The sequence below is a fragment of the Streptomyces sp. NPDC046887 genome (assembly GCF_040644755.1).
Taxonomy (GTDB): Bacteria; Actinomycetota; Actinomycetes; order Streptomycetales; family Streptomycetaceae; genus Streptomyces; species Streptomyces lichenis.
Genome location: NZ_JBEYXH010000004.1, coordinates 238,103 through 263,900, shown reverse-complemented (window position 1 = coordinate 263,900; position 25,798 = coordinate 238,103). Strand labels below are relative to the sequence as shown.

Here is a 25,798-nt window from a genome sequence, read left to right as displayed (position 1 = left end):
CCCAACGGTCGTAAGAAGAAGAAAAGCGAACTCAGCCCTTGACGGCGCCCTGCATGATGCCGCCGACGATCTGCCGCCCCAGCAGCCCGAACACCAGCAGCACCGGCAGCGTGCCCAGCAGCGTGCCGGCCATGATCACGGACTGGTCCTGGACGTACCCGCCGCCCAGCTGGCGCAGGGCCACCTGCACCGTCGGGTTCTGCGAGGACAGCGCCACGATCGGCCAGAAGAAGTCGTTCCAGGCGGCCATGAAGGTCAGCAGCCCCAGCACCGCCATCCCCGGCCGGGCGATCGGCACCACGATCGACCAGAAGATCCGTGCCGACGAGGCCCCGTCCACCCGCGCCGCCTCGATCAGCTCGTCCGGCAGCGTCTGCACCAGGAACTGCCGCATGAAGAACACCCCGAACGCGGACACCAGCCCGGGCAGGATCACCGACTGGAGCTGGTTCACCCACTCCAGCTTGGCGATCACCATGAACAGCGGGATCACCCCCAGCTGCGGCGGGATCATCATGGTCCCCACCGTCAGCGCCAGCAGCGCGCCCCGCCCCCGGAACCGCAGCTTGGCGAAGGCGAACCCGGCCAGCGTGCAGCACAGCACCGTCCCCACGGTGATCGAACCCGACACGATCAGCGAGTTCAGCAGCGCCAGCCCGATATCGGCCTCCTCCATCACCGCCTCGAAGTTGGCCATCAGGTTCGGCCCGGGCAGCAACGACGGCGGCACCTGCGCCAGATCGGCGTTGGACCGGCTGGCCGCGACGATCGTCCAGTAGAACGGGAACGCGGACACCAGCACCGCGACGACCATGATCGCGTACGTCAGCCACCCGGCGTGCAGGGTCTTTCCGGCCCCCCGGGGCCGCCGCCGCGGCGGCCTCTCCACGGGTGCCTCCTTGACCGGCGGATCGACAAGCGCCGTCATCGCCCGGCCTCCTTACGGATGCGGCGGCGCGCGACCAGGGCGTTGGCCCCGACCACCACCACGATGAGCAGGAACATCACCCAGGCGATCGCGGCGGCGCGCCCCAGGTGGAAGAAGCCCCAGCCCTGCTCGTACATGTACAGCCCGAGCGTCTGGTACTGGTGCGAGATACCGCCGGAGATGCTGCCCTCGAACAGCAGCGGCTCACCGAACAACTGCGTGGCCCCGATGGTCGACACCACCGCCGTGAACACGATCGTCGGCCGCAGCCCCGGCAGCGTCACATGCAGGAACTGCCGCCAGCGCGAAGCCCCGTCCATCTCCGCGGCCTCGTACAGCTCGGCCGGGATCGACTGCATGCCGGCCAGATAGATCAGCGCGTTGTACCCCGTCCACCGCCAGATCACGATCGTGGACACCGCGATCTGCGAGGCGACCGTCCCGGTCTGCCAGTCCACCGGCCCGAACCCGACCAGCCCGAGCACGTAGTTGATCAGCCCGAAGTCCCGCCCGAAGAGCTGCGCGAACACCAGCGTCGCCGCGGCCACCGAGGTCGCGTACGGCAGCAGCATCGCCGTCCGGAAGAACGTCCGCCCGCGCAGCTTGTAGTTGAGCAGATGCGCCAGCCCCAGCGCCATCACCAGCTGCGGCACCGTCGACAGCACCCCGATGGTGAACGTGTTCCGCAACGAGAGCCAGAAGAACTCGTCGGTGAACAGAGCCGCGTAGTTCCCGAACCCGCGCCACTCCATCTGCCCGGGCGTCTGCAACTCCACCCGGTACAGCGACACGAACGCGGTGTACACCAGCGGGAACAACCCGAAGGCGGCGAACAGGGTGAAGAACGGGGCGATATAGGCGTACGGCCCGGCGCTCTTGGCGAACCGCCGTACAGCGGGCGCACGCTGCGGCCGTCTCACGGCACCGGCCACCGCGGTGGCGGCCGGGGGCTCTTCGGGGGCGACTAGCGACACGGTGCGGTCCTTCGTTGTTCGGGTCTTCGGCTGCGGGCCGGTGGCCTCTCCCCCAAGGACTTCGTCCAGGGGGGGTGCCCCCAACGCGGGTGGGTCTGTGCTGTGTTGCGGTCCGGTGGCCTTTCGCCGGTCCGGTGGTTCGGTCGCTTGTCCGGTGGGTGGGGGCGTGGGCACTCCGGGCTCACGTGCTCGCGCTCACCGTTCGACGGTCAAGCGCACTGCCTCATGACGCTCGGCCGTCCCCCAAGGACTTCGTCCAGGGGGTGCCCCCAGCGCGCGCGGCCCTGCGTACCCCCACCCGACCGGCGGCCGAGTGACCCGTTTCGCCGTGGCTGATGACCACCATCCCGGGCCGAGGGCCCGCACCGGTGGGACGCTACTGCCCGGCGGGTGAGACGGCCCCGTCCGACCCGTATTACCGGCCACGGCGCCCTGGGGCTCAGAGCGTTGCCCGGGCTGTATCCCGGCCGTAGGCCGGGAGATGGTGCCACCGGACGGGCACTCGCCCTCCGGACGTTGGGTGGGGTATGCAGGGTCGCGCGCGCAGCCGACGAGCGTAAGTCGAACGGTGCGTGTGACATCTGACGGTGAGCGCGAGCGGCGAGCACGTGAGCCCGGAGTGCCCCACCCCCCACCCACGGACGGAGGGCCCACCCACCGGGGAGGAACCGACCCACCCGGACGGTGCCAGGACGGGGGCCCCGCACCGTGGGGCCGGGGAGGGGTGTGGGGAGGGGCGGAGCACCTCCCCACGGACCACCCACCCCACCCGCACCACCCGCACGGTCACCCCGTCACGTTGGCGACGCCCTTCTTCGCGTTGGACCACGCCTTCTCCGGCGCCGTCCCCTTGCGCTCCACCTCGCTCAGCGCGTTGGTGATCTGGTCGGCCACGTTCTTGTCGTGCACACCCAGCACCTGCACCGGCGCCGCCTTGGCCGCGTCGCCGAAGATGCGGCCGATCGGGGCCCCCGAGAAGTAGGGGTCACTCGCGTCGGCCACCTTCGCGATGGCGCCCGTGGAGGACGGGAAGTTGCCGACCTTGCGGAAGAGCTTGGCCTGCTGCTCGGGCGCGGTGAGCCACTTGACCAGCTCGTACGCCTCCTTCTTGTGCTTGGCGGCGCGCGGCACGCTCAGATACGAGCCGCCCCAGTTGCCCGCGCCGCCCGGCAGCTTGGCGATGTCCCACTTGCCCTTGCCGGCGTCCCCGGCCTGGCCCTTGATGTAGCCGAGCATCCACGCCGGGCAGGGGATCGTGGCGAAGGAGCCCGCGGAGAAGGCCTGGTTCCACTGCGGCGACCACTGGTCGAGCTTGGCGCTCAGCCCGGCGTCGGCGGCCTGGGTGGCGGCGTCCCAGGCCGTGCGGACGGCCGGGTTGTCCTCGTAAACCAGCTCACCGGAGGCGTTGTAGTACCGCTCCTCCTCCTGGCCGATCATGATGGTGAAGAGGCTGCCGACGCTGTCCAGCCAGGCGCTGTTCTTGGGGGCCTTGGCCTTGTACTGCTTGCCGAGGTCGAGGTAGCCGTCCCAGCTGGACCACTTGGCGGCGAGCTCCTCGCGGTCGGTGGGGAGCCCGGCCTGCTCGAAGAGGTCGGTGCGGTAGCACATCGCCTCGGGGCCGGTGTCGGTGCCAAGGCCCAGGACCTTGCCGTCCTTGGTGGTCGCCGCGGACCACTTGAAGTCGGCGAACTCCTTCTTGAGGTCGCCCGCCCCGAACTTCCCGAGGTCCTCGAACTTGTCGGACTGCTGCTGGGTGACGGAGGCGATCCGGCCCACCTCGATGCCCTGGACGTCGGCGAGGCCGCCGCCCCCGGCGAGTCTGGTCTGGAGGGACTTCCAGTAGTCCTGCTCGTCCTGGGTGTCGGTCTGCTTGATCGTGATGTTCGGATGGAGCTTCTGGTACTCGGCGTAGAGCCCGGCCTCCTTGTAGCCGAACGACCCGAAGAGGTCGACGGTCAGGGTGGTCTTGCCGTCACCGCCCGCGTTGTCGGAGCCGCCGGATCCGCAGGCGGCGAGCAGGGCGCCGGTGAGGGCGACCGCGCCGAGACGGGCGGCCGTCCTCCGCACGGTGGCTCGGGGGATGGGCATGGGCGGGGCCTCCTAGGCACAGGGACGCTCTGAACAGCATGCTCGGAGCAGCACAGTACGCTGTGAGCAGCACAGTCTGAGAGCGCTCTCAAATCTGCGTCTGGAGCGTCCCGCGCAAGGCCCACCCCCGTCAAGCCTCGAACGCATAACGGCTGTGACACGTCAACAAGTGGGCGGTGTTTCCGGTGTATTGACAGTCATGTTTCAGGAGTTTTACGTTCCTGGGCATCTGAGAGCGCTCTCGACACGCTCTCCCGCCACCCCCGAGGTGCTGCCCATGCCATCCCCCCGCACCAGAGCCGCACTCCTCTCCAGACCCTCCGCCGTCCTGCTGACCGCCGCCCTCGCGGCCTCCGGGCTCACCGCCGTGACCGCGTCCCCCGCCGCCGCGGCCACCATCCCGGTGGGGGCCGGTAGTTACTCCGACACCCGGCCCGCCGGGACCTCGGGGCCCACCACCAACACCGGCGCCCCGGTCACCCCCAAGCTCGGCCCCAGCGCCCAGGGCAAGCCGGTGCCCACCAACGACTGGTGGTCCTCGCTGGCCTTCCAGCGCTACGGGGACAACCCCTGGGGCACGCCCATGTACGGGCATCCGCTCACCTACCAGGCCACCTCGGCCGGGCTGGACATCGGCTACCCGACCTCGCCCGCGATCGTCGGCGACGGACGGCAGTACGAGTACGCCCACAAGCGCGACCTCACCCTGGGCCTCACCGGCCTCAACTCCCCTGACACCAGGGCCGACGCCTGGTCGGACTGGACGGTGACGCCGTACTGGTCGGACGGCGCCCGCACCCTGCGCACCACGATCGGCCACGGCTCCCCGTACGTCTACGCCAAGGGCAGCGGCGGCAACGCGCGGATCAGCACCGCCTCCGCGCCCACCGTCTTCGCCGACCAGGGCAACGTCCTCGGCATCACCGTCGGCGGCCACCACTACGCGCTGTTCGCCCCCACGGGTGCGGACTGGAACGTCTCCGGCACCGAGATCACCGCGGGCCTGGCCGGCAAGGACTACTTCTCGCTCGCCGTACTGCCGTCCACCGACGCGCTGGCCACCTACCGGAAGTACGCCTTCAGCTTCGTCACCGACTCCAAGGCGACCTGGAGCTACGGCGGCGGCACGGTCCGAGCCACCTACGCCGTCACCACCCAGCCGCAGGAGGGCACCGAGCGCGGCACCCTCCAGGCCCTCTACCGCCACCAGTGGCTGCACACGGCCGACCCGCTGACCCCGTACACCTATGTCTCGCCCCGGGGCACCATGAAGGTCCGCGAGGCCACCTCCTTCACCACCAGCCAGCACGCGGCCAGCGCCCTGCCCGCACTGCCCAAGGCGGGCGGCACCGACGCGGCCCGGCTGCGCGGCTATCTGAACGAGGCGGCGAACGCGGCCGACCCGTTCTCCGGCGCGGTGGACACCTACTGGACCGGCAAGGCGCTCGGCCGGCTCGCCCAACTGGTGCCCGTCGCCGAGCAGATCGGTGAGACGGCCACCCGGGACAAGCTGCTCGGGCTGCTCAAGGGGCGGCTCCAGGAGTGGTTCACGGCCGGGGGCGCCAACGGCTTCGCCTACGACCGGGACTGGAAGACGCTGATCGGCTACCCGGCCTCGTACGGCAGCGACACCGAGCTCAACGACCACCACTTCCACTACTCGTACTACGTGTACGCGGCGGCGATCGTCGCCCAGTACGACCCGGGCTGGGCCGCCGACTCCGCCTGGGGCGGCATGGTGAAGACCCTGGTGCGCGACGCGGCCAACCCCAGCCGTACCGACACCGCCTTCCCCTTCCTGCGCGGCTTCGACGTCTACGCCGGGCACAGCTGGGCCTCCGGCCACCAGGGCTTCGCCGCCGGCAACAACCAGGAGTCCTCCTCGGAGTCCACCAACCTCAGCGCCGGGCTGGTGCTGTACGGCTCCGCCACCGGGGACACCGCGCTGCGCGACCTCGGCGTCTATCTGCTGACCACCGAGTCCGAGGCGATCGCCCAGTACTGGTTCGACGCCGACCAGCAGGTGTTCCCCGGCTCCTTCGGCCATGACACGGTCGGCATGGTCTGGGGCAGCGGCGGCGCCTACGCCACCTGGTGGACCGCCAACCCGGAGGAGATCCACGGGATCAACGTCCTGCCGGTGACCGGCGGTTCGCTCCATCTGGCCGGCGACAAGGCGGCCGTCCGCCGCAACATCGCGGAGATGGAACGGGAGAACGGCGGCCCGGCGGTCGAATGGCGGGACATCCTCTGGGAGTTCCAGTCGCTCGCCGACCCGGCCGCGGCCAAGGCGAAGTGGGACGCCTCGGGCGGCAACTACACCCCGGAGGCGGGGGAGTCCAGGGCCCACACCTACCACTGGCTGGCCACGCTGGACTCGCTCGGCGCCCCGGACACCACCGTCACCGGCGACCTGCCGACCTCGGCGGTCTTCAGCAAGGGCACCACCCGCACCTACGCCGCCCACAACCACGGTTCATCCGCCCGTACGGTCACCTTCTCCGACGGCGCCAAGCTGACCGTCCCGGCCCGCTCCACCGCCACCGGGACCGGCACCGGCGGCGACCCGGACCCCGACCCGGACCCGCCCACCGGCAACACCTTCCAGCTGCGCACCGGCGGGACACTGACCACCGCCACCGGCTCCACCGCCGGCAGCGACACCCTCGCCTCGGCGGGCGGCGCCAACCACGACGGCACCCCGCACCAGCCGCTGGTCTACGAGGCCCGCGGAGTCAACGGCACCCTGCGGCCCGGTGCCACCACCGCCTTCCGCCTCCAGGTGGACGCCGGCACCGCGGTCGGGCTGGGCCAGCAGGCCCGGGTCAGCTACGACCTGACCGGCGACGGCAGCTTCGAGCGCAGCGAGACGTACCACTACTTCGCCACCGATCCGGTGGCCGGCTGGGAGGAGTACAGCCAGGCCCGCGGGCTGAAGTCGACCACCGGAACCCTCGGCGACCTGCGCGGCGGCACCGTCCGGCTGGAGGTGTGGAGCGCCATCGGCAACGGCACCGCCCGAGTGCAGACCGGCACCGACCGCTCGGTGCTCGTCATCCCCTACCAGTAGGAGTACCGCCGGGGGCCCGCCCCCGTGGACCGGCGCAACGGTCCACGGGGAGACGGTGGCGGCGGACGGCGATACGGGCGGTGAACCGTAAGGAGGACTGCCGTACGTCGTAGGTCACCGGCCCATGCCGGCCGAGCGGCGGGTGGCCGGGCAACGGACCCGAGGCCTTCCGGCCGATGATGTCGCATTGCCGCCACGGGCCTGGTCGCCACCGCGAACCGTCATCCCCGGCCCGGCTCAGGCGGAGGCCCTCCGTACCAGCTCCACCGGCATGATCACCGAGCCCGGGGTGTCCGCCCCCGGCTCGGGCTCGACCTGGTGGAGCACTCGCACCAGCAGCCGGACCATCAGCCGCCCCATGCCCTCGATGTCCTGCCGCACCGTGGTCAGCGGCGGGTCGGTGGACTCGGCGACCGACACCACATCGTCGAAGCCGACCAGCGCCACGTCCTCCGGCACCCGCAGACCGCGCTCGCGCAGCACCCCGAGCGCGCCGGAGGCCATCAGGTCGTTCGCCGCGAACACCGCGTCCAGCCGCGGCCGCCGCTCCAGCAGCTCCGCCATCGCCCGGGCCCCGCTGGCCGCGGTGAAGTCGCCCTGGGCGATCAGCCCGGGATCGGCGTCCAGCAGCACGTCCCGGTAGCCGTCGCCCCGGTCCAGAGCCGAGGTCTGGTCGCGCGGCCCGGCGATATGCGCGATCCGCTCGCGGCCGAGGTCCAGCAGATGGCGTACGGCCAGCCGCGCCCCGCCCCGGTTGTCGCAGTCCACATACGGCACCGCCTGGTCGGCCGTGGCGCCCGGCCAGCCCGGCCGCCCGCCGAAGACCGCCGGCACCCCGGTGCGCCGGATGATCGAGGGCAGCTCGTCGTCGTTGTGCACCGAGAAGGCGAGCGCCCCGTCCACATGCCCGCCGCCCAGATAGCGGGCGATCCGGTCGTAGTCGCCCCGGCCCTCCACCCAGAGCAGCACCAGCTGGGAGTCGTGCGCGGTCAGCTCCCGGCTGATGCCGCGCACCTGCTGCTCGAAGAAGGGGTCGGAGAATATACGGAACTCCGGCTCGGCGATGATCACCGCCACTGCCCCGTTGCGCCGGGTCACCAGGGTGCGGGCCGCGTGGTTGGGGACATAGCCCAGCTCCTCGACCGCCTGGCGCACCTTCTCCGCCAGCGGCCGGCGCACCCCCGCGCCGCCGTTGACCACGCGTGACACCGTCGCCCGGGAGACGCCCGCGTGCGCGGCGACGGCCTCCAGGGTGGGGCGGGCGCCGGCTGCGGTCGGGTCGGACATGGTGGACACGGGACGGCTCCTCGGCTGCGGGGCGGAACGACTACCCCAGCAGGGTAGCCGGTCGCCCAGACAGCTGAGAGCGCTCTCTCGGTCAGTGGGACGGCGGGGTTGCGAGATCCGGACGGCGGCCGCCCCGGCCGGGTGGGCCGGGGCGGCGCGTGGTGCGGGGGTTGCCGGACCCCCGTACTCGCCGTCAGTGGTCGTGGTCGTGGACCGTGTTGGTGGCGACGATCTTCTTCCAGGACTTCGGCTGGGCCGGCTTGGCCGGGGTGGCCTGGGCCTTCGTACGGGCCTGGCCGGGCGCGCCGATGACCGGCTTGCGAGCCGGGCGCTTCCCGGTGGCCGTGGAGGTGGCCGGCTTGGACGGCTGGTACAGCCAGGTGTCGAAGAGGCCGGCCAGCGGCTTGCCGGAGACCTGCTCGGCGTACTTCACGAAGTCGCCCACCGAGGCGTTGCCGTGCGCGAACTTCTGCGGCCAGCCCTGGAGAATGGCGAAGAAGTGCTGGTCCCCGACGGTGTTGCGGAGCGCCTGGAGGGCGAGCGCGCCGCGGTCGTAGACCGCGATGTCGAACTGCTTGTCCGGGCCCGGGTCGCCCGGCTTGACCGTCCAGAACGGGTCGTCGGCCGGGTGGAGCGCGTATACGTAGTCCGCCAGCTCCTGGGCGGTGCCCTCGCCCTCCTTCTCCGACCACAGCCACTGGCTGTAGCGGGCGAAGCCCTCGTTGACCCAGATGTCCTTCCAGCCCTTGACGGAGACGCTGTCGCCGTACCACTGGTGGGCCAGCTCGTGCACCACCACGGAGACGTTGGAGCCATTGGCGAACTGGCGCGGGCTGTAGAAGGGGCGGGTCTGGGTCTCCAGGGCGTAGCCGCTGGTGACGTTGGGGACGTAGCCGCCCAGCGCGTTGAACGGGTAGGGGCCGAAGACCTCCTCCAGCCACTCGGCGACCTCGGTGGTGCGCTCGATGCTGGCCCGGGCGGCGCCCGCGTTGTCGCCGAGGTCCTTGCTGTAGGCGTTGAGGACCGGCAGGCCCTTCTCGGTCTTGTCGGTGGTGATGTCGAACTTGCCGATGGCGAGGGTGGCCAGGTAGGAGGCCTGCGGCTTGTTGGAGCGCCAGTTGTAGCGGGTCCAGCCCAGCTTGGAGGACTGCGACTGGAGCACGCCGTTGCTGATCGCCTGGGTGCCGTCCGGCACGGAGACCGAGACGTCGTAGGTCGCCTTGTCGAGCGGGTGGTCGTTGGACGGGAACCACCACACCGCGGAATCCGGCTCCTGCGCGGCCACGCCGCCGTCGGGGGTGCGGTGCCAGGCGCTCCAGCCGCCGATCTTCAACTCGGAGGGCTTGCCCGCGTACCGGACGACGACCGAGATCTCCTTGCCCTTGTCCAGCGGGGCGGCCGGGGTGACCTCCAGCTCGTGGTCGCCGGAGGTGGTGAAGGCGGCCTTGCGGCCGTTCACTCGGACCTCGCTGACCTTCAGGCCGAGGTCGAGGTTGAAGCGGGACAGCTTCTGCGTGGTGGTGGCGACGATGGTCGCCGTGCCCTCCAGCAGGTCGGTCTTCGGCTGGTAGGTGAGTCGCAGGTCGTAGTGCGACACGTCGTAGCCGCCGTTGCCGCTCGCCGGGTAGTAGGCATCGCCGATGCCCGCCGCGCCGGGAACGTAGTCGGCCGCCGATGCCGGGATCGCCAGCAGCAGCGACGCAGCGAGTGCGCTCGGGACGATCAGTCTGCGGTGCACGTCAAACTCTCCAAGTCGTGGGGACGGAGGGTCGGGTGGGACGAAGGTCGTGTTCGGTGAGGAACATCCGCAGGCTATGCGGCATTTGATGGCCCAGTCATGCACATGGCCACCCTCGACACAAGATCGCCATCCGGCCGACATGTGGTCTGCCGTGTCGCGTGGACCTGGCCGAGAAGCCGGGGCTGACCGCCTCCGGGGTGTCCCGGGTGGCGGCCACGCCGGCTTCACACGGGCCGTGGTGGGTGGGCTGAGCGGATCCCACCGGAGGGGCGCGGGCATCGCGGCCGGCGCCCTTCGGCGCGAGTCCGCGCGGCTCCGGCCCGGGAGCGCGCCCTCTGTCGCGGCCGTCCGCGCCCCGGTAGCTTGCCCTCCCATGCGCCCACATGTGCACGTCAACAAGACGCCGGGAAGGGCCCGTTCGTCGGTGCCGGGGAGAACCCTCGTGCTGACCGCCGCGGCCGCCCTGCTCTCCGTCCTCCTCCCCGCCGCCGGCGCCACGGCGCGCCCCGCCCCGCCGAAGGTGTCCCAGCCGGTGTACGACTACGCCGCTGCCGTCCGCGAGTCGGTGTGGGTGGACACCGGGCTGGACGGCGACCGCGACGGCCGCGCCGACCGGGTGGCCGTGGACATCGTGCGGCCCCGCGAACCCGCGGCGGCCGGGCGCAAGGTCCCCGTCATCATGGACGCCAGTCCGTACTACTCCTGCTGCGGACGGGGCAACGAGAGTCAGAAGAAGACCTATGACGCCAACGGCGCCCCGGGCGGCCTGCCGCTCTACTACGACAACTACTTCGTGCCCCGCGGCTACGCCTTCGCCGCCGTGGACCTGGCCGGAACCAATCGTTCCGACGGCTGTGTGGACGTCGGCGGCCGCTCCGACGTGCTCTCCGCCAAGGCCGTCGTCGACTGGCTGAACGGACGCGCCCGCGGCTACACCACCCGTACCGGCTCCACCCTCGCCCGCGCCACCGGCTGGTCCACCGGGGCCACCGGCATGATCGGCAAGAGCTGGGACGGCACCGTCGCCAACGGGGTCGCCGCCACCGGCGTCCGCGGACTGAGGACCATCGTCCCGATCGGGGCCATCTCCTCCTGGTACGACTACTACTTCTCGCAGGGCGCCCCGCTCTACGACTCCGGCCCCGACTGGCTGTCCGACTACGTCAACAGCCCCGCCGCCCGCGCCCGTTGCGGCCATGTCCAGCAGGCCCTGGTGGACGGCGCCCCGCGCAGCGGCGACCGCACCCCGCTGTGGGACGAGCGCGACTACGTACCGGACGCCCGCAAGGTCCGGGCCAGCGTCTTCGCCGTCCACGGCCAGCAGGACCTCAACGTCCGCACCAACCACCTCGGCCCCTGGTGGAACGCGCTCGCCGAGGCGGGCGTCGAGCGCAAGCTGTGGCTCTCCCAGACCGGCCATGTCGACCCCTTCGACTTCCGCCGCGCCGACTGGGTGCCCACCCTGCACCGCTGGTTCGACCATTACCTCCTCGGCTACGACAACGGCGTCGACCGCGAACCCATGGCCGACGTCGAACGCGCCCCGGGCCGATGGTCCACCGACCGGGTGTGGCCGCCCCGCACCACCGCCGCCACCACCCTGCGCCCCCGCCCCGCGACCGGCCAGGGCCCCGGCGGCCTCGGGCTGCTCCCGGCCCGACCCGGCGCCACCGCCGCCTTCACCGACGACCCGGCGCTGAGCGAGGCCGACTGGGCCGCCCAGGTGGACGCCGCCACTCCGGAGAAGGCCGCCTTCGTCTCCCGCCCGCTCGGCCGCGACCTGCGGCTGGCCGGCACCGGCAGTGTCACCGTCACCGCCGCGCCCAGCACCACCAGTGCCCATCTGAGCGCCGTACTGGTGGACCTCGGCCCCGCCACCATCCGGGACTACACCGCCGCCGGCGAGGGCATCACCACCCTTCCGCAGCGCACCTGCTGGGGCGCGAGCACCCCGGGCGACAGCGCCTGCTACAAGGAGACCGTGCCGAGGACCGCCGACGTCGGCCACACGGTGTTCAGCCGCGGCTGGGCCGACCTCGGCACCTGGGCCGACCCGGACAAGGGCCGCCCCCTCACCCCCGGCAAGGCCCGCCGGATCACCATCGACCTGGCCCACGCCGACCATGTCGTCCCGGCCGGCCACCGGCTCGCCCTGATCGTGGCCGGCACCGACCGGGGGCTGATCGACCCGCCCGACACCACCCCGTCCCTCACCCTCGACCTGGCCCGCACCTCGGCCCGGCTGCCCCTGGTCGGCGGCCCCGCCGCCTTCCTGCGCGCCACCGCCGTCCCGCCCGCGGCGGACGCGCACCGCTCGGCCCCGTCGTCCACCCCGCCGCCCGGGCTTCCGGCGGCACCCCGCCGCGACGGCCCGGCGATCCCGGACGCCGGCCGCCGCTGACAGCCGCCGCCTCCGGCCGGTGCCCCCCGCACCGGCCGGAGGCGGTGGAGGGGCCGAAAGCCCTGTCACTCGAACGGGCCCACCGTGTCCCCACACCACCCCCATCAGCCCCGTCCCACTTGCGGACATAAAAAATGTGTGAACTGTGTAGTAGGGGGTAGCAGCAGCGAAATCAGGCCATGATCGCGAAAGGTGCCGCCCGTGCAGCAGGACGAACGCAAACCGGCGCAGCGGATGCGGCTGCCGGTGAAGGCGGCCCTACCAGGACGCCATCCGCACGAGGACAAGCCCCCGGTCACCGACCGGATCGTCTTCGGGGTGACCGCGGTGCTCACCCTCGCCTTCGTGGTGTGGGGCGCCACCGCCACCGACGCGCTGGAGAGCGTGTCGTCCACCCTGCTCGACGGGCTGATGCACAACGGCGGCTGGGCGTTCGTCCTGGCCGCCTCGGGGTTCGTGGTCTTCGCGCTCTGGCTGGCCGTCAGCCGCTACGGCCGTATCGAGCTGGGCCAGGAGCACGAGAAGCCCGAGTTCTCCACGGTCTCCTGGGTCGCCATGATGTTCAGCGCCGGTATGGGCATCGGCCTGATGTTCTACGGCGTCAGCGAGCCGCTCGCGCACTTCACCGACCCGCCGCCGGGCACCGACCCCGCCGACGCGGCCGACGCCATGCAGACCGCGCTCGCCACCACCCTCTTCCACTGGACCCTGCACCCCTGGGCGATCTACGCGGTGGTGGGCCTGGCCATCGCCTACAGCACCTTCCGGCGGCGCAGGCGGCAGAACATCAGCGCCGTCTTCACCCCGCTGATCGGCAAGAAGCACGCCGAGGGCGTGCCCGGCCGGGTCATCGACATCCTCGCCATCTTCGCCACCCTGTTCGGATCGGCGACCTCGCTCGGTCTGGGCGCGCTCCAGATCGGCAGCGGTATGCAGGAGGTCGGCTGGCTCAGCAAGGCCGGCACCGGGCTGCTGGTCGCCGTGATCGCGGTGCTCACCGTCTGCTTCGTGCTCTCTGCGGTCTCCGGGGTGGAGAAGGGCATTCAGTGGCTGTCGAACACCAATATGGTGCTCGCGCTGCTGCTGGCGCTGTTCGTCTTCATCGCCGGCCCGACCATCATGATCCTGGACCTGGTGCCGACCTCGCTCGCCGCCTACTTCGAGGAGCTGCCGCAGCTCGCCGGGCGCACCGAGGCCTCCACCGGCGGCGGTGGGGTGGCCGACTGGCTGAGCAGCTGGACGGTCTTCTACTGGGCCTGGTGGATCTCCTGGACGCCGTTCGTCGGCATGTTCATCGCCCGGATCAGCCGGGGCCGCACCATCCGCCAGTTCGTCGGCGGTGTGATCCTCGTCCCCAGCACCGTCAGCCTGATCTGGTTCGCCATCTTCGGCGGCACCTCGATGCACCTGGCGGACGAGGGCCGGCTGAGCGGCGACATGTCGCAGGAGGCGCAGCTCTTCGGTGTGCTGAAGGAGTACCCGATCGCCGGGGTCACCAGCCTGGTGGTGATGATCCTGGTCGGCATCTTCTTCGTCTCGGGCGCCGACGCCGCCTCCATCGTCATGGGCACCCTCTCCCAGAAGGGCAGCTTCGAACCGGCCCGGTTCGTGGTCGTCTTCTGGGGCGTGGTCACCGGCGCCGTGGCCGCCATCATGCTGCTGGTCGGCCAAGGCCAGGGCGACGCGCTTGCCGGACTCCAGCAACTCACCATCCTGGTGGCCGCGCCCTTTGTGCTGGTCATGATCGGGATGTGCTGGGCCCTCATGCGCGACCTCCGCCGCGACCCCCTGATCGTGCGCGGCGAGATCGCCGAGGAGGCCGTCGAGGAGGCCGTCATCGCGGGCCACGAGAAGTACTCCGGCGACTTCGAGATCCGCATCGGCCCGGGCGACGACGCACCCGCGAGCGGTGCCGCCCCCGCGCCGAAGCCGGTCGACGAGCCGCGCAAGGACAACCCGGACGCGACCTGAGGCGTTCGAGCCGCGCTACGTGAAGGGGCCCCGTCCGACTCCCGGACGGGGCCCCTTCACCTACCCCCGGCACCGAGCGGCCCCCGGCGCCCCCCGGCTCACCGGGCCTCTCCGCCCAGCCGCCCGCCTCCGCCGCCTCCGGGGCGCGGCCCCGGGCGTCCCCCGGGTCCAGCCCGCCGCGCGCCCCCGCCACCAGCCGTACGCCGGTGGGGACCGGGTCGCCGGCCAGCCGCACGTACACCTCCAGCGAGGCCGGCGCCGGCCGACCCCCATGAGTCGCCACCGGCCCGCTGACTAGGATCGACCCCCTGATGACTGCCACCCTCGTAGCCAAGGACCTCGCCGCCGCGCACGGTGAGCGCACCCTCTTCTCCGGACTCGACCTCGTCGTCGCACCCGGCGACGTGATCGGCCTCGTCGGCGTCAACGGCGCCGGCAAGTCCACCCTGCTCCGGCTGCTCGCCGGGCTGGACACCCCCGAGCACGGGGAGCTGCGGCTGTCCCCGGCCACCGCCGCCGTCGGTCACCTCCCGCAGGAGCCGGAGCGCCGGGCGGGGGAGACGGTACGGGCGTTCCTCGCCCGGCGCACCGGGGTCGCCGAGGCCCAGGCCGCCATGGACACGGCCACCGAGGCGCTGGTCGCGGGGGAGCCCGGCGCGGACGACGCCTACGCGGCGAGTCTGGAGCGCTGGCTGCACCTCGGCGGCGCCGATCTGGACGAGCGGGCCGAGGAGACCGCCGACTCCCTCGGGCTCACCGTCGGCCTCGACGCGCCGATGACCTCCCTCTCCGGCGGCCAGGCGGCCCGCGCCGGACTCGCCTCGCTGCTGCTCTCCCGCTATGACGTCTTCCTGCTGGACGAGCCCACCAACGACCTCGACCTGGACGGCCTGGAGCGGCTGGAGCGGTTCGTCCAGGGGCTGCGCGCCGGGACCGTCGTCATCAGCCACGACCGCGAGTTCCTGGCCCGTACCGTTACCAAGGTCCTGGAACTCGACCTGGCCCAGCAGCGGATCACCCTCTACGGCGGCGGCTACGACGCCTATCTGGAGGAGCGGGAGACGGCCCGCCGGCACGCCCGCGAGGACTACGAGGAGTACGCCGACCGCCGGTCCGCCCTGGAGGACCGGGCGCAGACCCAGCGCTCCTGGATGGACAAGGGCGTGAAGAACGCCCGCCGCAAGGCCGGTGACAACGACAAGATCGGCCGCAAGTTCCGCAGCGAGTCCAGCGAGAAGCAGGCCGCCAAGGCCCGCCAGACCCAGCGCATGATCGAGCGCCTGGAGGTGGTGGAGGAGCCCCGCAAGGAGTGGGAGCTGCGGATGGAGATCGCCCCCGCCCCGCGCTCGGCCTCCGTGGTGGCGGTGCTGCGCGAGGCCGAGGCGGTCCGCGGCGGCTTCCGCTTCGGCCCGGTCACCCTCCAGATCGACTGGGCCGACCGGGTCGCCGTCACCGGCGCCAACGGGGCCGGCAAGTCCACCCTGCTGGCCGCGCTCCTCGGCCGGCTGCCGCTGGACGCCGGGCACGCGGCGCTCGGCCCCGGGGTGGTGGTCGGCGAGGTCGACCAGGCCCGCGCGCTCTTCCACGGCCCGGAGACCCTGCTGGACGCCTTCCGGGCCGCCGTCCCCGACACCGAGCCCGCCGAGGTACGCACCCTGCTGGCCAAGTTCGGCCTCAAGGCGGAGCATGTGCTGCGCCCGGCCACCACCCTCTCCCCGGGGGAACGCACCCGCGCCGCGCTCGCCCTCCTCCAGGGCCGCGGCGTCAACCTGCTCGTGCTCGACGAGCCCACCAACCACCTGGACCTGCCCGCCATCGAGCAGCTGGAGTCCGCCCTGGACGCCTACTCCGGCACCCTGCTCCTGGTCACCCACGACCGCCGGATGCTGGAAGTCGTCCACACCACCCGCCGCATCGAGGTCGCCGGAGGCAAGGCCACCGAACTCACCTGACGGCCCCCGTACGGATACCGATGGCCGGGGCCGGCGCCCATGCGCCCTCCCCGGCCACCGACCGGTCATCGCCCGCTGCTCAGCGGCGGCCCTTGCCCCGGCCGCCGCCGGAACCGCTGCCGCTGCCGCCGCCGTCGAGCAGGCCCGCCTTGCGCAGGGCGTCGGCCATGGCGCTGTTGGCCGGGGCGGGGGCCCCGGCCGGGCGGCCGCCACCACCCGTACCGCCGCCACCGCCCGTACCGCCGCGGCGGTCCCGGCCACCGGCTCCACCGCGTCCGCCACGGTCCGCACCGCCGCCACCGCCCTGGCGCTGCTGCGGCGGGCGGCCGCCGCGCTCGCGCCGTCCGCCGCCCTGCTCGCCGGAGGAGCCGGCCGCCGCCTCGTCGTCCAGCCGGAGCGTCAGCGAGATCCGCTTGCGCGGGATGTCCACGTCCAGGACCTTCACCTTCACCACATCACCCGGCTTCACCACCTCGCGCGGGTCCTTGACGAAGGTGCGGGACATCGCCGACACATGGACCAGGCCGTCCTGATGGACACCGACGTCCACAAAGGCGCCGAACGCGGCGACGTTGGTGACCACGCCCTCCAGCACCATCCCGGAGGCCAGGTCGCCGATCTTCTCCACACCCTCCTTGAAGGTGGCGGTGCGGAACGCCGGACGCGGATCGCGGCCCGGCTTCTCCAGCTCCCGCAGGATGTCGGAGACCGTCGGCAGACCGAACTTCTCGTCCACGAACTCGTCCGGCCGCAGCGACCGCAGCACCGAGGTGTTGCCGATCAGCGCGGCCACCTCGCCGCCCGCCTTCTTCCCCATCGCCCGCACCACCGGGTACGCCTCGGGGTGCACACTGGAGGCGTCCAGCGGGTCGTCGCCGCCGCGGATCCGCAGGAAGCCGGCGCACTGCTCGTACGCCTTCGGGCCGAGTCGGGCCACGTCCTTCAGGGCGCGGCGGGAGCGGAACGGGCCGTTGGCGTCCCGGTGGGACACGATGTTCTCGGCGAGCCCGGAGCTGATCCCGGAGACCCGGGACAGAAGCGGCGCGGAGGCGGTGTTGACGTCCACGCCCACGCCGTTGACGCAGTCCTCGACCACCGCGTCCAGCGAACGCGACAGCTTCACCTCGGACAGGTCGTGCTGGTACTGCCCGACGCCGATCGACTTGGGGTCGATCTTCACCAGCTCGGCCAGCGGGTCCTGGAGGCGGCGGGCGATGGAGACCGCGCCGCGCAGCGAGACGTCCATGTCCGGCAGCTCCTGGGAGGCGAACGCCGAGGCCGAGTACACCGAGGCGCCCGCCTCCGAGACCATCACCTTGGTGAGGTTCAACTCCGGGTGCTTGGCGATCAGTTCGCCGGCCAGCTTGTCGGTCTCGCGGGAGGCGGTGCCGTTGCCGATGGCGACCAGCTCGACCGCGTGCTCCTTCGCCAGCCGGGCCAGCTTGGCCAGCGCCTCGTCCCAGCGGTTGGCGGGGACATGCGGGTGGATGACCTCGGTGGCGACGACCTTGCCGGTGGCGTCCACCACGGCGACCTTCACCCCGGTGCGGAAGCCGGGGTCGAGCCCGAGGGTGGCGCGGGTGCCGGCCGGGGCGGCCAGCAGCAGATCGCGCAGGTTGGCGGCGAAGACCCGTACCGCCTCGTCCTCCGCCGCGGTACGCAGCCGGGTGCGCAGATCGATGCCCAGATGCACCAGGATGCGGGTGCGCCACGCCCAGCGGACCGTCTCGGCCAGCCAGGCGTCACCCGGCCGCCCCGCCTGCGAGATGCCGAACCGGTGGGCCACCGACCCCTCGTAGCTCGACGGGCCCTCGCGCGGCTCCTCCGGCTCCAGCACCAGGTCGAGGACGTCCTCCTTCTCGCCGCGCAGCATCGCCAGGATCCGGTGCGAGGGCAGCTCGGTGAACCCCTCCGCGAAGTCGAAGTAGTCGGCGAACTTGGCGCCCGCCTCCTCCTTGCCGTTCCGGACCCTCGCCACCAGCCGGCCCTTGCCCCACATGGTCTCGCGCAGCTCGCCGATCAGGTCGGCGTCCTCGGAGAACCGCTCGGTGAGGATCGCCCGGGCGCCCTCCAGCGCGGCCGCCGGATCGGCGACGCCCTTGTCCGGGTCGGCGAACGCGGCCGCCGCGGCCAGCGGTTCGACCGAAGGGTCGGTGAGCAGCCCCTCCGCCAGCGGCTCCAGGCCCGCCTCCCGGGCGATCTGCGCCTTGGTGCGCCGCTTGGGCTTGAACGGCAGATACACGTCCTCCAGCCGCGCCTTGGTGTCGGCGGCGCGGATGCTCGCCTCCACCTCGGCGGTGAGCTTGCCCTGCTCGCGTACGGACTCCAGGACCGCAGTCCGCCGCTCCTCCAGCTCCCGCAGATAGCGCAGCCGCTCCTCCAGCGAGCGCAGCTGCGCGTCGTCCAGCATCTCGGTGGCTTCCTTGCGGTAGCGCGCGATGAACGGCACGGTCGAGCCGCCGTCCAGCAGCTCCACGGCCGCCTTCACCTGCCGCTCCCGTACGCCGAGTTCCTCGGCGATCCTGCCTTCGATGGACGTCGTCACGATGTCCGACCCGCTTCCTCGTGCCTCCAGCTTGCCGTTGCATTCTGCCGCAGCGGTACGACAGGAGGGGGGAGGCCTCCGGGACCGGGCCCGGCCGAAAGGCGTTTGACGCGAGGGGTGGGGCAAGATCGGATGTCCCCATGGTCGGATCAGAGGACACCGGTACGGCGGGACTGCGCATAGTGAGCCCGGAGGACGAGGCCGCCCTCGGAGACTGGCTGCACGTCCACAACACGGTCATCCCCACCCATCACCTGACGCTGGACGAGGCGCGGGACCGGGCCGGGCGGCACCGGCTGGAGGTCGCCTACCTCGGGGACACCGTGGTGGGCTCCAGCACCGTGCGGCCGCCGGCCGACGATACGCGCGCGGCGACGGTGATCGCCCGGGTGCTTCCCGGCCACCGCGGCCGGGGCTTCGGCGGGCGGCTCTACGCCCGCGGTCTCGACCGGGCGCGGCGGCTCGGCGCGGAGACGGTGGAGACGGTGGTGCTGTCGAGCAACGAGGACGGGCTGCGGTTCGCCCGGAAGCACGGCTTCGCCGAGACGGAGCGCTATGTGCTGCCGGGCGAGACCGTCCCCTGGGTGGACCTCCGGCTCCGTTGAGCGGGTGATCCGGTACGGGGCCGGGCCGCGCCGTCTCAGGCCCGGCGGGCGCGGCCGCCGCCCCGCGAGGCCCCGCCGAACAGCCGGGCGAGCAGCCGGAACGGCAGGGTGACCACGGTGGCGATGGCCGAGCCGATCATGCGGAAGAAGTCCGCGATCGTACGCATGGGGTACCTCCGGTGACGTTGGGGTGTGGTTCCTCCGCGTTGCCCGCCACCGCCCCCGCCAAACGTCCCCGGGGCCCTGGAAGGCCCCTGCGAGCCCCGTGGAAGCCGCCTGGGAGCCCGCCGCGTCAGCCCTTGCCGACCAGGCCTTCCGGGAAGGCTCCCGCCATCACCGCCGCCTCCAGGAAGCCGCGCCCCAGCTCGGTGAGCCGCTCGACGCCGACCGCCCCCAGGTGCTCGTAGGGGGCGGCGTCCATCCGGTCGGTGTGCTCCTCCACCTCGGCGCGCAGGGCCGCGCCCGCCTCGGTCAGCTCACCGTCCGCGTCCAGCACCCCGCGCCCGCGCAGCCGCTCCACCGCGGCGTCCCAGTCGGTCCGCCGCCAGCCGCGGGTGGCCAGCGCGAACCGGGGCGTCATGCCCCGGCCCGTCGCGGTGTGGCTGACCAGGGCCTCCAGCGGGTCCAGCCCGGCGAGCAGCAGGGCGGCGAGGTGGCCGTCCCCGCGGTGCTCGCGCAGCAGCGTCGCCCCGTGCCAGTACGCCAGATGCGGCTCCTGGGGCACCGGCAGGTCGGCCTGGGCGGAGTACAGCGGGCGGGCGTGCCGGGTGCAGGCCTCGGCGGCCCGCAGCGCCAGCCCGGCCGCCTCCGCCATGGCCTCGGAGGCGATCGCCTCCTCACCGAGCAGCCGCCGCAGCGTGGCGTCCACCGCGCGCAGCCGGGCGGCGAGCACCGTCTCCGGGGACACGGTGTCCCAGACGGCCGGCAGGTGCCGGGCGACCAGCTCGTGGTTGAAGTTGGAGAACGTGGCGGTGACCGTGCCGGCCGCGACCCGGCCCAGCGGCGCCGAGCGGGCCGCGAAGTAGGCGGCGGAACTGTCGGTCACGCCCTCGGCGGCCAGCTCTTTGTGCAGGTCGGGGGAGAAGTAGAGCGTCGAGTGCAGGGGGTTCACGGCGTGGTGGCAATGGCGTGCGGCACGGGGCGGGAGAGTCGTCATGGGCTGCACGTTACCGACTGGTCGGTACGGCAGAAAGGGTGGGCTGCTCGTCATTGCGGCCGCCGGATGCCACGAGAAGGATGGGGAGTGCGGCCGGCCGCGGAGCCGGGCCCGCGACGGGGCGGAGGAGGCGGAGCGCATGGCCGGTGGAGACGCGGGGGAGCACCGGACGCGGGTACGCCCTTCCCACCGAGCGGTCCCGGCGGTCCGGCCCCGGGCCGGGGAGCCGTCACCGGATCCGGACCGGCCGGACGCCCTCGCCGGTGGCCCGGTAGTGGTCCGCCCCCTCCTGGTGGTGCTGTTCGACGGGGTGCAGAGCCTGGACGTCAGCGGTCCGCTGGAGGTCTTCGCCGGGGTCGGGCACGCCACCCCGGACCACGTCCCGTACCCGCTGACCACCGCCTCTCTGGACGGGCGGCCGGTCCGCACCCAGAGCGGGCTGCGGCTCGCCCCCGACCTCCCGCTCGCCGCCGCCGAGGTGGAGCACACCCTGCTCGTCCCCGGCGGTGAGGGCACCCGGCATCCCGACCCGGCCCTGGTGGAGTGGCTGCGCACGCACGGACCGCGCGCCGAGCGGCTGATGGCCGTCTGCACCGGATCGCTGCTGCTGGCCGCGGCGGGACTGCTGGACGGCCGCCGCGCCACCACCCACTGGGCCTTCTGCGACCGGCTGAGCCGGCTGCGGCCGGCGGTGCGGGTGGACCCCGACCCGATCTTCGTCCGGGACGGGCCGGTCGCCACCTCGGCCGGGGTCACCGCCGGTATCGACCTCGCGCTGGCTCTGGTGGAGGAGGACCACGGCCGGGAGACCGCCCTCGCCATCGCCCGCCAGCTGGTGGTCTTCCTGCGCCGCCCCGGCAACCAGGCCCAGTTCAGCGCCCAGCTGGCCGCGCAGACCGCCCGCCGCGAACCCCTGCGCGAGCTCCAGCAGTTCATCACCGAGCACCCGGCGGCCGACCTCTCCGTGGAGGCGCTGGCCGCCCGCGCCCGGCTCTCACCCCGCCACTTCGCCCGGGCCTTCCGCGCGGAGACCGGCACCACGCCGGGCCGCTATGTGGACCGGGTCCGGCTCGAACACGCCCGCCGCCTGCTGGAGGACACCACCGACGGGGTGCAGGAGGTCGCCCGCGCCGCCGGCTACGGAACCGCCGAGGCGATGCGCCGCGCCTTCGCCAAGGCCCTGGACACCGCCCCCGCCGAGTACCGCCGCCGCTTCCACGCCCCGCTCCCCGCCCACTGACCCCGCCCCGACACCCACCCACCGCCCGCGACAACGAAGGGACCCACCCCATGCAGATCGCGATCCTGCTCCACCCCGGCCACACCGCCCTCGACGCGGTGGGCCCGTTCGAACTGCTCCACCGCCTGCCCGGCAACGAGACGGTCTTCGTCGCCAAGGAGGCCGGGCCGGTCCGCAACGACGCGGGCAACCTGTCCCTGGTCGCCGACCGACCCCTCGGCGAGGTGACCGCGCCGGACATCGTCGTCGTCCCCGGCGGCCCGGACGTCCAGGCCACCGCCGACGACCCGGTGGTCCAGGACTGGCTGCGCGCCGTCGACCGGACCACCACCTGGACCACCTCGGTCTGCACCGGCTCACTGGTGCTCGGCGCCGCCAGACTGCTCACCGGCCGCCGCGCCACCACCCACTGGCTGGCCATGGACCGGCTCGCCGGCTACGGGGCCGAGCCCACCGGCGAGCGGGTCGTCTTCGACGGCAAGTACGTCACCGCCGCCGGGGTCTCCTCCGGCATCGACATGGCCCTGCATCTGCTCGGCCGCATCGGCGGCGACGACATGGCCCGGATCGTGCAGCTGATGACCGAGTACGACCCGCAGCCGCCCTATGACGCGGGCTCCCCGGACAAGGCCCCGGCCCATCTGGTGGACTTCTGCCGCGGCGAACTCGCCACCGAGGTCACCCCGGGTAGGTGAACCGCGGGGCGCGGCGCTCCAGGAAGGCGGCCACGCCCTCCGCGGTGTCCGTGCTGCCCCGGGCCTGCTCGGCCCAGTGCGCCTCCCGGTCGGTGCGGCCGGCCGTGAAGTCCTTCGCCGCCCCCTGGGTGAGCAGCGAACGGGAGGCCAGCACCCGGGCGAAGTCGGCGACCCGCTTGTCCAGTTCGCCCGCCGGCAGCACCTCGTCCACCAGACCCCAGCGCAGCGCCCGCCCGGTGTCCACCAGCTCCGCGGAGAACAGCAGGAACTTCGCGGCGGACGGTCCCACCAGCGCCACCAGCCGCCGGGTGGAGGAGGCCGGATAGACGATGCCCAGCTTCGCCGGGGTGATCCCGAACAGGGACCCCTCCTCGGCGAAGCGCAGGTCGCAGGCGGCCGCCAGTTGGCTGCCGCCGCCCACGCAGTAGCCGCGCACCGCGGCGAGCGCCGGCTTGGGGAAGGCGGCCAGCGCCTCCTCGGCCCGTACCGCGAGCGCCTGCTGCTCGTCACCGGGCTCCCGCAGGGTGGAGATGTCCGCCCCGGCGCAGAAGGTCGGCCCCGCACCGGTGAGCACCAGCACCCGCACCGCCGGGTCGGCCGCCAGACCCGCCAGCAGACCGGGCAGCGCCCGCCACATCGCCGCGGTCATGGCGTTCCGCTTGGCGGGGTTGCTGATCACGACGGTGGCGACGCCGTCGGCGACGGTGTGCTCCAGCTGCGGCTCCATGGGCGGATGCTATCCGCCCAGGGCGGTCATACGATCGTCAGAGGGGTACCGGTAACGCGACCGACGCCGGTAGCGGCGCGGCACCGTGAGAGAGCGAGGCGAGCCGATGGCCGACACCGCCCCCGACCCCGGCACCCCCCATCGTCCCGACCCGGGGTACGGAGGTCCCGAGCCCACCGGCGGCCCGGCAGCCGCCCCGCCGCCCACCCCGCCCGACGCCGGTACGCACTCCGGCCACCGGAACCGCAAGCCCGGGCACCCCGCCGCCCGGCAGCGCAAGAAGCTCAGCCGCAGCTTCGGCGTACTGGCCCTGCTGGGCGCGATCCTGGTGGTCGGCGGACTGGTCGGCCTGTTCTACACCGCCTTCGCCACCCTCACCACCATGCTGCTCTTCGGCTGGTTGCTGCTGGTCGGTGGGCTGGTCGGGCTGCTGCACGCGGTGGAGTCCCGCAAGGAGGGCTACTTCTGGCTGGCCACGGTGGTCGCCGCACTGAACATCGCCGCGGGCGTGGTGGTCATCCGCCATCCGGTGGAGTCGGCCGAGGCGCTCACCATGTTCGCCGCCCTGCTCTTCCTCACCGGCGGCCTCTTCCGGCTGGTGGGCAGTGTGGTGGTGCGGGGTCCGCAGTTCGGCTGGACGCTGCTGCAGGGTGTGTTCGGCCTGCTGCTGGGCGTCCTGGTACTGGCCGAGTGGCCCAGCAGCAGCCTCTACGTACTCGGCGCCTTCTTCTCGCTCGCGCTGCTGTTCGACGGGCTCGGACTGCTCGCGGTCGGGGTGGGCGGCCGCCGGATCGTGCATATGGTCTCCGAGAACCCGCCGGAAAACGACCACGGACGGCTGGAGAAGTAGCAGGGAAGGGGCACTGCCGGGCACGTCCGGTCGGAATACGTCGAATTGCCGCTGACTTCTGGTCAGTAGCGCGAGCCCTCCCGCGTCCTGCCCACACTCGGTGACGTGGCGACTACCGAGCACGTGACGACCGGGCACGAGGACGGAAACCGCACCACCACGGTGACCCGGGGGGCCGCGCCCGCCGGGCCCCGGCCCTATGAGGGGGTCTGGCGCTTCACCGCGCCGGCCGCCGACGGTTCCGTACCCCACTCCCGGCGCGCGGTGAAGGACCTGCTGAAACGTCAAGGCGTGCCGATCGACGGCGACACGCTCTACTCCGTGCTGCTGATCGTGTCGGAGCTGGTGACCAACGCGGTACGGCATGCCGCGCTGCTCTCTCCCGAGCTGGCCGTCGAAGTGGCGGTCGGCCCCGAGTGGATCAGAGTGGCGGTGGAGGACGAGCACCCCTACCGGCCCCGGGCCCTGGAGGCGGACGACGACCGCACCGGTGGGCGCGGGCTGCTGCTGGTCCGGGAGATCAGCCGGGAGGCGGGCGGCCAGTGCGATGTCGAGCACACCGCGAGCGGCGGCAAGGTGGTCTGGGCCGCCCTCCCCCTGAGCGCCCCCGCCCCCGTACCCCAGCCCGAGGCCCCGCTCCTCCCACCGGAGCCCGCCCCCGCCCCCGTACCCCAGCCCGATCCCGTACCCCAGCGCGGCCCCGTACCGCCGCCCGGCCCCGTACCGCGGCAGGGCCCGGCCGGGACCCGGGCGCCATCCGTGCGCCCCGGCCCGGCCGGGCCCTGAGAAAACCGGCTACCGGCCGCTCACCAGCCGCCCGTCTCCCCGGTCAGCTCCTTGACCGCCGGGCGCGCCGCGTCCAGCACCGTCATGAACCAGGCCGAGAACACCCCGGCGGAGCGCCGCTCGGCCAGCTCCGCGGCGGTGACGAACGCGGTCTCCTCGATCTCCTCGGGGTCCGGCCGCAGCGGCGACTGCACCATCCCGACGAAGAGGTGGTTGTACTCCTGCTCCACCAGCCCCGACTCCGGGTCCGGGTGGTTGTAGCGGACCGTGCCCGCCTCGGCGAGCAGCGACGGCGAGACGCCCAGCTCCTCGTGGACCCGCCGGGCCGCCGCCGCGAACGGGGCCTCGCCCGGATAGGGGTGGCCGCAGCAGGTGTTGGACCACACCCCGGGGGAGTGGTACTTGCCGAGCGCCCGGCGCTGGAGCAGCAGCCGCCCCTCCTCGTCGAAGAGGAACACCGAGAACGCCCGGTGCAGCTGTCCCGGCGCCTGGTGCGCGGCCAGCTTCTCCGCGGTCCCGATGGTGGCGCCGGTCTCGTCGACCAGTTCGAGCATGATCGGACGCTGGGCCGCGCCCGGCGCGTCGGCCGTCAGGCCGTCCGCCCGGACGTCCGCCGGGCTCCCGTTCGCACCGTCCGTCACGGTGGCTGGTGTGGTCGGCATAACCATCCTTCGCTTCTGTCCTCGGCCCTGTGGGGCACCCTCAGTCTGCCGTACAGCCGTACAAAAGCCGCTTGTCGACAAAGGATGCCCCACGACCGCCATGTCGCCTACGCGTAACTT

Annotated in this window: 18 protein-coding genes and 1 pseudogene; 9 read left to right on the top strand and 10 right to left on the bottom strand. The window is 72.8% G+C overall.

All coding sequences use genetic code 11. The features are described from left to right. Positions 1-31: 31 nt before the first annotated feature. From ABZ945_RS07140 to ABZ945_RS07130, 3 genes are all read right to left on the bottom strand, one after another. On the bottom strand, positions 32-928 hold the full coding sequence (locus ABZ945_RS07140) for a carbohydrate ABC transporter permease (RefSeq protein WP_361265193.1): 897 nt from the start codon (positions 926-928) through the stop codon (positions 32-34). Next, a complete protein-coding gene (locus ABZ945_RS07135; RefSeq protein ID WP_361265303.1) occupies positions 925-1,848 on the bottom strand; it encodes a sugar ABC transporter permease in 924 nt (307 codons plus the stop codon). The genes ABZ945_RS07140 and ABZ945_RS07135 overlap by 4 nt, the downstream gene beginning before the upstream one ends. An 840-nt stretch (positions 1,849-2,688) precedes the next feature. Continuing rightward, positions 2,689-3,990 (bottom strand): extracellular solute-binding protein, encoded by a 1,302-nt coding sequence (locus ABZ945_RS07130; protein WP_361265190.1) that lies wholly within the window; start codon positions 3,988-3,990, stop codon positions 2,689-2,691. Positions 3,991-4,267: 277 nt separating this feature from the next. On the opposite strand from ABZ945_RS07130, the gene ABZ945_RS07125 reads away from it, so the two are divergent. Next, a complete protein-coding gene (locus tag ABZ945_RS07125; RefSeq protein ID WP_361265187.1) occupies positions 4,268-7,060 on the top strand; it encodes a glycosyl hydrolase in 2,793 nt (930 codons plus the stop codon). A 237-nt stretch (positions 7,061-7,297) separates the two neighbouring features. On the opposite strand, the gene ABZ945_RS07120 is transcribed toward ABZ945_RS07125, so the two are convergent. Both ABZ945_RS07120 and ABZ945_RS07115 read right to left on the bottom strand, forming a co-directional pair. Further along, a complete protein-coding gene (locus ABZ945_RS07120; RefSeq protein ID WP_361265300.1) occupies positions 7,298-8,347 on the bottom strand; it encodes a LacI family DNA-binding transcriptional regulator in 1,050 nt (349 codons plus the stop codon). 193 nt (positions 8,348-8,540) lie between these two features. Further along, on the bottom strand, positions 8,541-10,085 hold the full coding sequence (locus ABZ945_RS07115; RefSeq protein WP_361265184.1) for a M1 family metallopeptidase: 1,545 nt from the start codon (positions 10,083-10,085) through the stop codon (positions 8,541-8,543). Between the two features lie 445 nt (positions 10,086-10,530). On the opposite strand from ABZ945_RS07115, the gene ABZ945_RS07110 reads away from it, so the two are divergent. The 3 genes from ABZ945_RS07110 to ABZ945_RS07100 all read left to right on the top strand — a co-directional run bounded on the left by ABZ945_RS07110 (position 10,531) and on the right by ABZ945_RS07100 (position 16,412). After that, positions 10,531-12,489, top strand: coding sequence for a Xaa-Pro dipeptidyl-peptidase (locus ABZ945_RS07110; RefSeq protein WP_361265181.1), 1,959 nt, complete (start codon positions 10,531-10,533; stop codon positions 12,487-12,489). A gap of 234 nt (positions 12,490-12,723) precedes the next feature. Continuing rightward, positions 12,724-14,460 (top strand): BCCT family transporter, encoded by a 1,737-nt coding sequence (locus tag ABZ945_RS07105; RefSeq protein ID WP_361265297.1) that lies wholly within the window; start codon positions 12,724-12,726, stop codon positions 14,458-14,460. Positions 14,461-14,771: 311 nt separating this feature from the next. Further along, a complete protein-coding gene (locus ABZ945_RS07100; protein ID WP_361265178.1) occupies positions 14,772-16,412 on the top strand; it encodes an ABC-F family ATP-binding cassette domain-containing protein in 1,641 nt (546 codons plus the stop codon). 79 nt (positions 16,413-16,491) lie between these two features. On the opposite strand, the gene ABZ945_RS07095 is transcribed toward ABZ945_RS07100, so the two are convergent. Continuing rightward, on the bottom strand, positions 16,492-18,957 hold the full coding sequence (locus ABZ945_RS07095; protein ID WP_361265175.1) for a Tex family protein: 2,466 nt from the start codon (positions 18,955-18,957) through the stop codon (positions 16,492-16,494). 140 nt (positions 18,958-19,097) lie between these two features. Between ABZ945_RS07095 and ABZ945_RS07090 the strand changes: the two genes are divergently transcribed. Beyond that, on the top strand, positions 19,098-19,562 hold the full coding sequence (locus ABZ945_RS07090; RefSeq protein WP_361265172.1) for a GNAT family N-acetyltransferase: 465 nt from the start codon (positions 19,098-19,100) through the stop codon (positions 19,560-19,562). A gap of 35 nt (positions 19,563-19,597) precedes the next feature. Here the strand turns inward: ABZ945_RS07090 and ABZ945_RS07085 are convergent, their stop codons facing one another. Together ABZ945_RS07085 and ABZ945_RS07080 are read right to left on the bottom strand one after the other, a co-directional pair. Beyond that, positions 19,598-19,729 (bottom strand): LPFR motif small protein, encoded by a 132-nt coding sequence (locus ABZ945_RS07085; RefSeq protein ID WP_361265169.1) that lies wholly within the window; start codon positions 19,727-19,729, stop codon positions 19,598-19,600. Between the two features lie 125 nt (positions 19,730-19,854). Continuing rightward, a complete protein-coding gene (locus ABZ945_RS07080) occupies positions 19,855-20,718 on the bottom strand; it encodes a hypothetical protein (RefSeq protein ID WP_361265166.1) in 864 nt (287 codons plus the stop codon). Between the two features lie 274 nt (positions 20,719-20,992). Here ABZ945_RS07080 and ABZ945_RS07075 point away from each other — a divergent pair, with 274 nt between their 5' ends. Together ABZ945_RS07075 and ABZ945_RS07070 are read left to right on the top strand one after the other, a co-directional pair. Continuing rightward, positions 20,993-21,958: a DJ-1/PfpI family protein gene (locus ABZ945_RS07075; protein ID WP_361265164.1), complete on the top strand. Its 966-nt coding sequence runs from the start codon at positions 20,993-20,995 to the stop codon at positions 21,956-21,958. Positions 21,959-22,008: 50 nt separating this feature from the next. Continuing rightward, a complete protein-coding gene (locus ABZ945_RS07070) occupies positions 22,009-22,653 on the top strand; it encodes a DJ-1/PfpI family protein (RefSeq protein ID WP_361265161.1) in 645 nt (214 codons plus the stop codon). On the opposite strand, the gene ABZ945_RS07065 is transcribed toward ABZ945_RS07070, so the two are convergent. Next, a complete protein-coding gene (locus ABZ945_RS07065) occupies positions 22,637-23,380 on the bottom strand; it encodes an enoyl-CoA hydratase-related protein (RefSeq protein ID WP_361265158.1) in 744 nt (247 codons plus the stop codon). The two genes, ABZ945_RS07070 and ABZ945_RS07065, sit on opposite strands and share 17 nt — an antisense overlap. 106 nt (positions 23,381-23,486) lie before the next feature. Between ABZ945_RS07065 and ABZ945_RS07060 the strand changes: the two genes are divergently transcribed. Then, the gene (locus ABZ945_RS07060; RefSeq protein WP_361265155.1) at positions 23,487-24,230 is read left to right on the top strand and encodes a DUF308 domain-containing protein; all 744 of its coding nucleotides are present in this window, start codon (positions 23,487-23,489) and stop codon (positions 24,228-24,230) included. A gap of 162 nt (positions 24,231-24,392) precedes the next feature. Beyond that, positions 24,393-24,842: pseudogene (locus tag ABZ945_RS07055) on the top strand (ATP-binding protein); the annotation flags it as partial. Between the two features lie 194 nt (positions 24,843-25,036). Here ABZ945_RS07055 and idi read toward each other — a convergent pair. Then, positions 25,037-25,678, bottom strand: coding sequence for an isopentenyl-diphosphate Delta-isomerase (gene idi, locus ABZ945_RS07050; RefSeq protein ID WP_361265152.1), 642 nt, complete (start codon positions 25,676-25,678; stop codon positions 25,037-25,039). Positions 25,679-25,798 lie beyond the last annotated feature (120 nt).

Coding starts and splice junctions, on each gene's coding strand:
- ABZ945_RS07140 (WP_361265193.1), bottom strand. CDS start 928: ATGACGGCGCTTGTCGATCCGCCGGTCAAGGAGGCACCCGTGGAGAGG.
- ABZ945_RS07130 (WP_361265190.1), bottom strand. CDS start 3,990: ATGCCCATCCCCCGAGCCACCGTGCGGAGGACGGCCGCCCGTCTCGGC.
- ABZ945_RS07125 (WP_361265187.1), top strand. CDS start 4,268: ATGCCATCCCCCCGCACCAGAGCCGCACTCCTCTCCAGACCCTCCGCC.
- ABZ945_RS07120 (WP_361265300.1), bottom strand. CDS start 8,347: ATGTCCGACCCGACCGCAGCCGGCGCCCGCCCCACCCTGGAGGCCGTC.
- ABZ945_RS07105 (WP_361265297.1), top strand. CDS start 12,724: ATGCGGCTGCCGGTGAAGGCGGCCCTACCAGGACGCCATCCGCACGAG.
- ABZ945_RS07100 (WP_361265178.1), top strand. CDS start 14,772: ATGACTGCCACCCTCGTAGCCAAGGACCTCGCCGCCGCGCACGGTGAG.
- ABZ945_RS07090 (WP_361265172.1), top strand. CDS start 19,098: ATGGTCGGATCAGAGGACACCGGTACGGCGGGACTGCGCATAGTGAGC.
- ABZ945_RS07085 (WP_361265169.1), bottom strand. CDS start 19,729: ATGCGTACGATCGCGGACTTCTTCCGCATGATCGGCTCGGCCATCGCC.
- ABZ945_RS07080 (WP_361265166.1), bottom strand. CDS start 20,718: ATGACGACTCTCCCGCCCCGTGCCGCACGCCATTGCCACCACGCCGTG.
- ABZ945_RS07070 (WP_361265161.1), top strand. CDS start 22,009: ATGCAGATCGCGATCCTGCTCCACCCCGGCCACACCGCCCTCGACGCG.
- ABZ945_RS07065 (WP_361265158.1), bottom strand. CDS start 23,380: ATGGAGCCGCAGCTGGAGCACACCGTCGCCGACGGCGTCGCCACCGTC.
- ABZ945_RS07060 (WP_361265155.1), top strand. CDS start 23,487: ATGGCCGACACCGCCCCCGACCCCGGCACCCCCCATCGTCCCGACCCG.
- idi (WP_361265152.1), bottom strand. CDS start 25,678: ATGCCGACCACACCAGCCACCGTGACGGACGGTGCGAACGGGAGCCCG.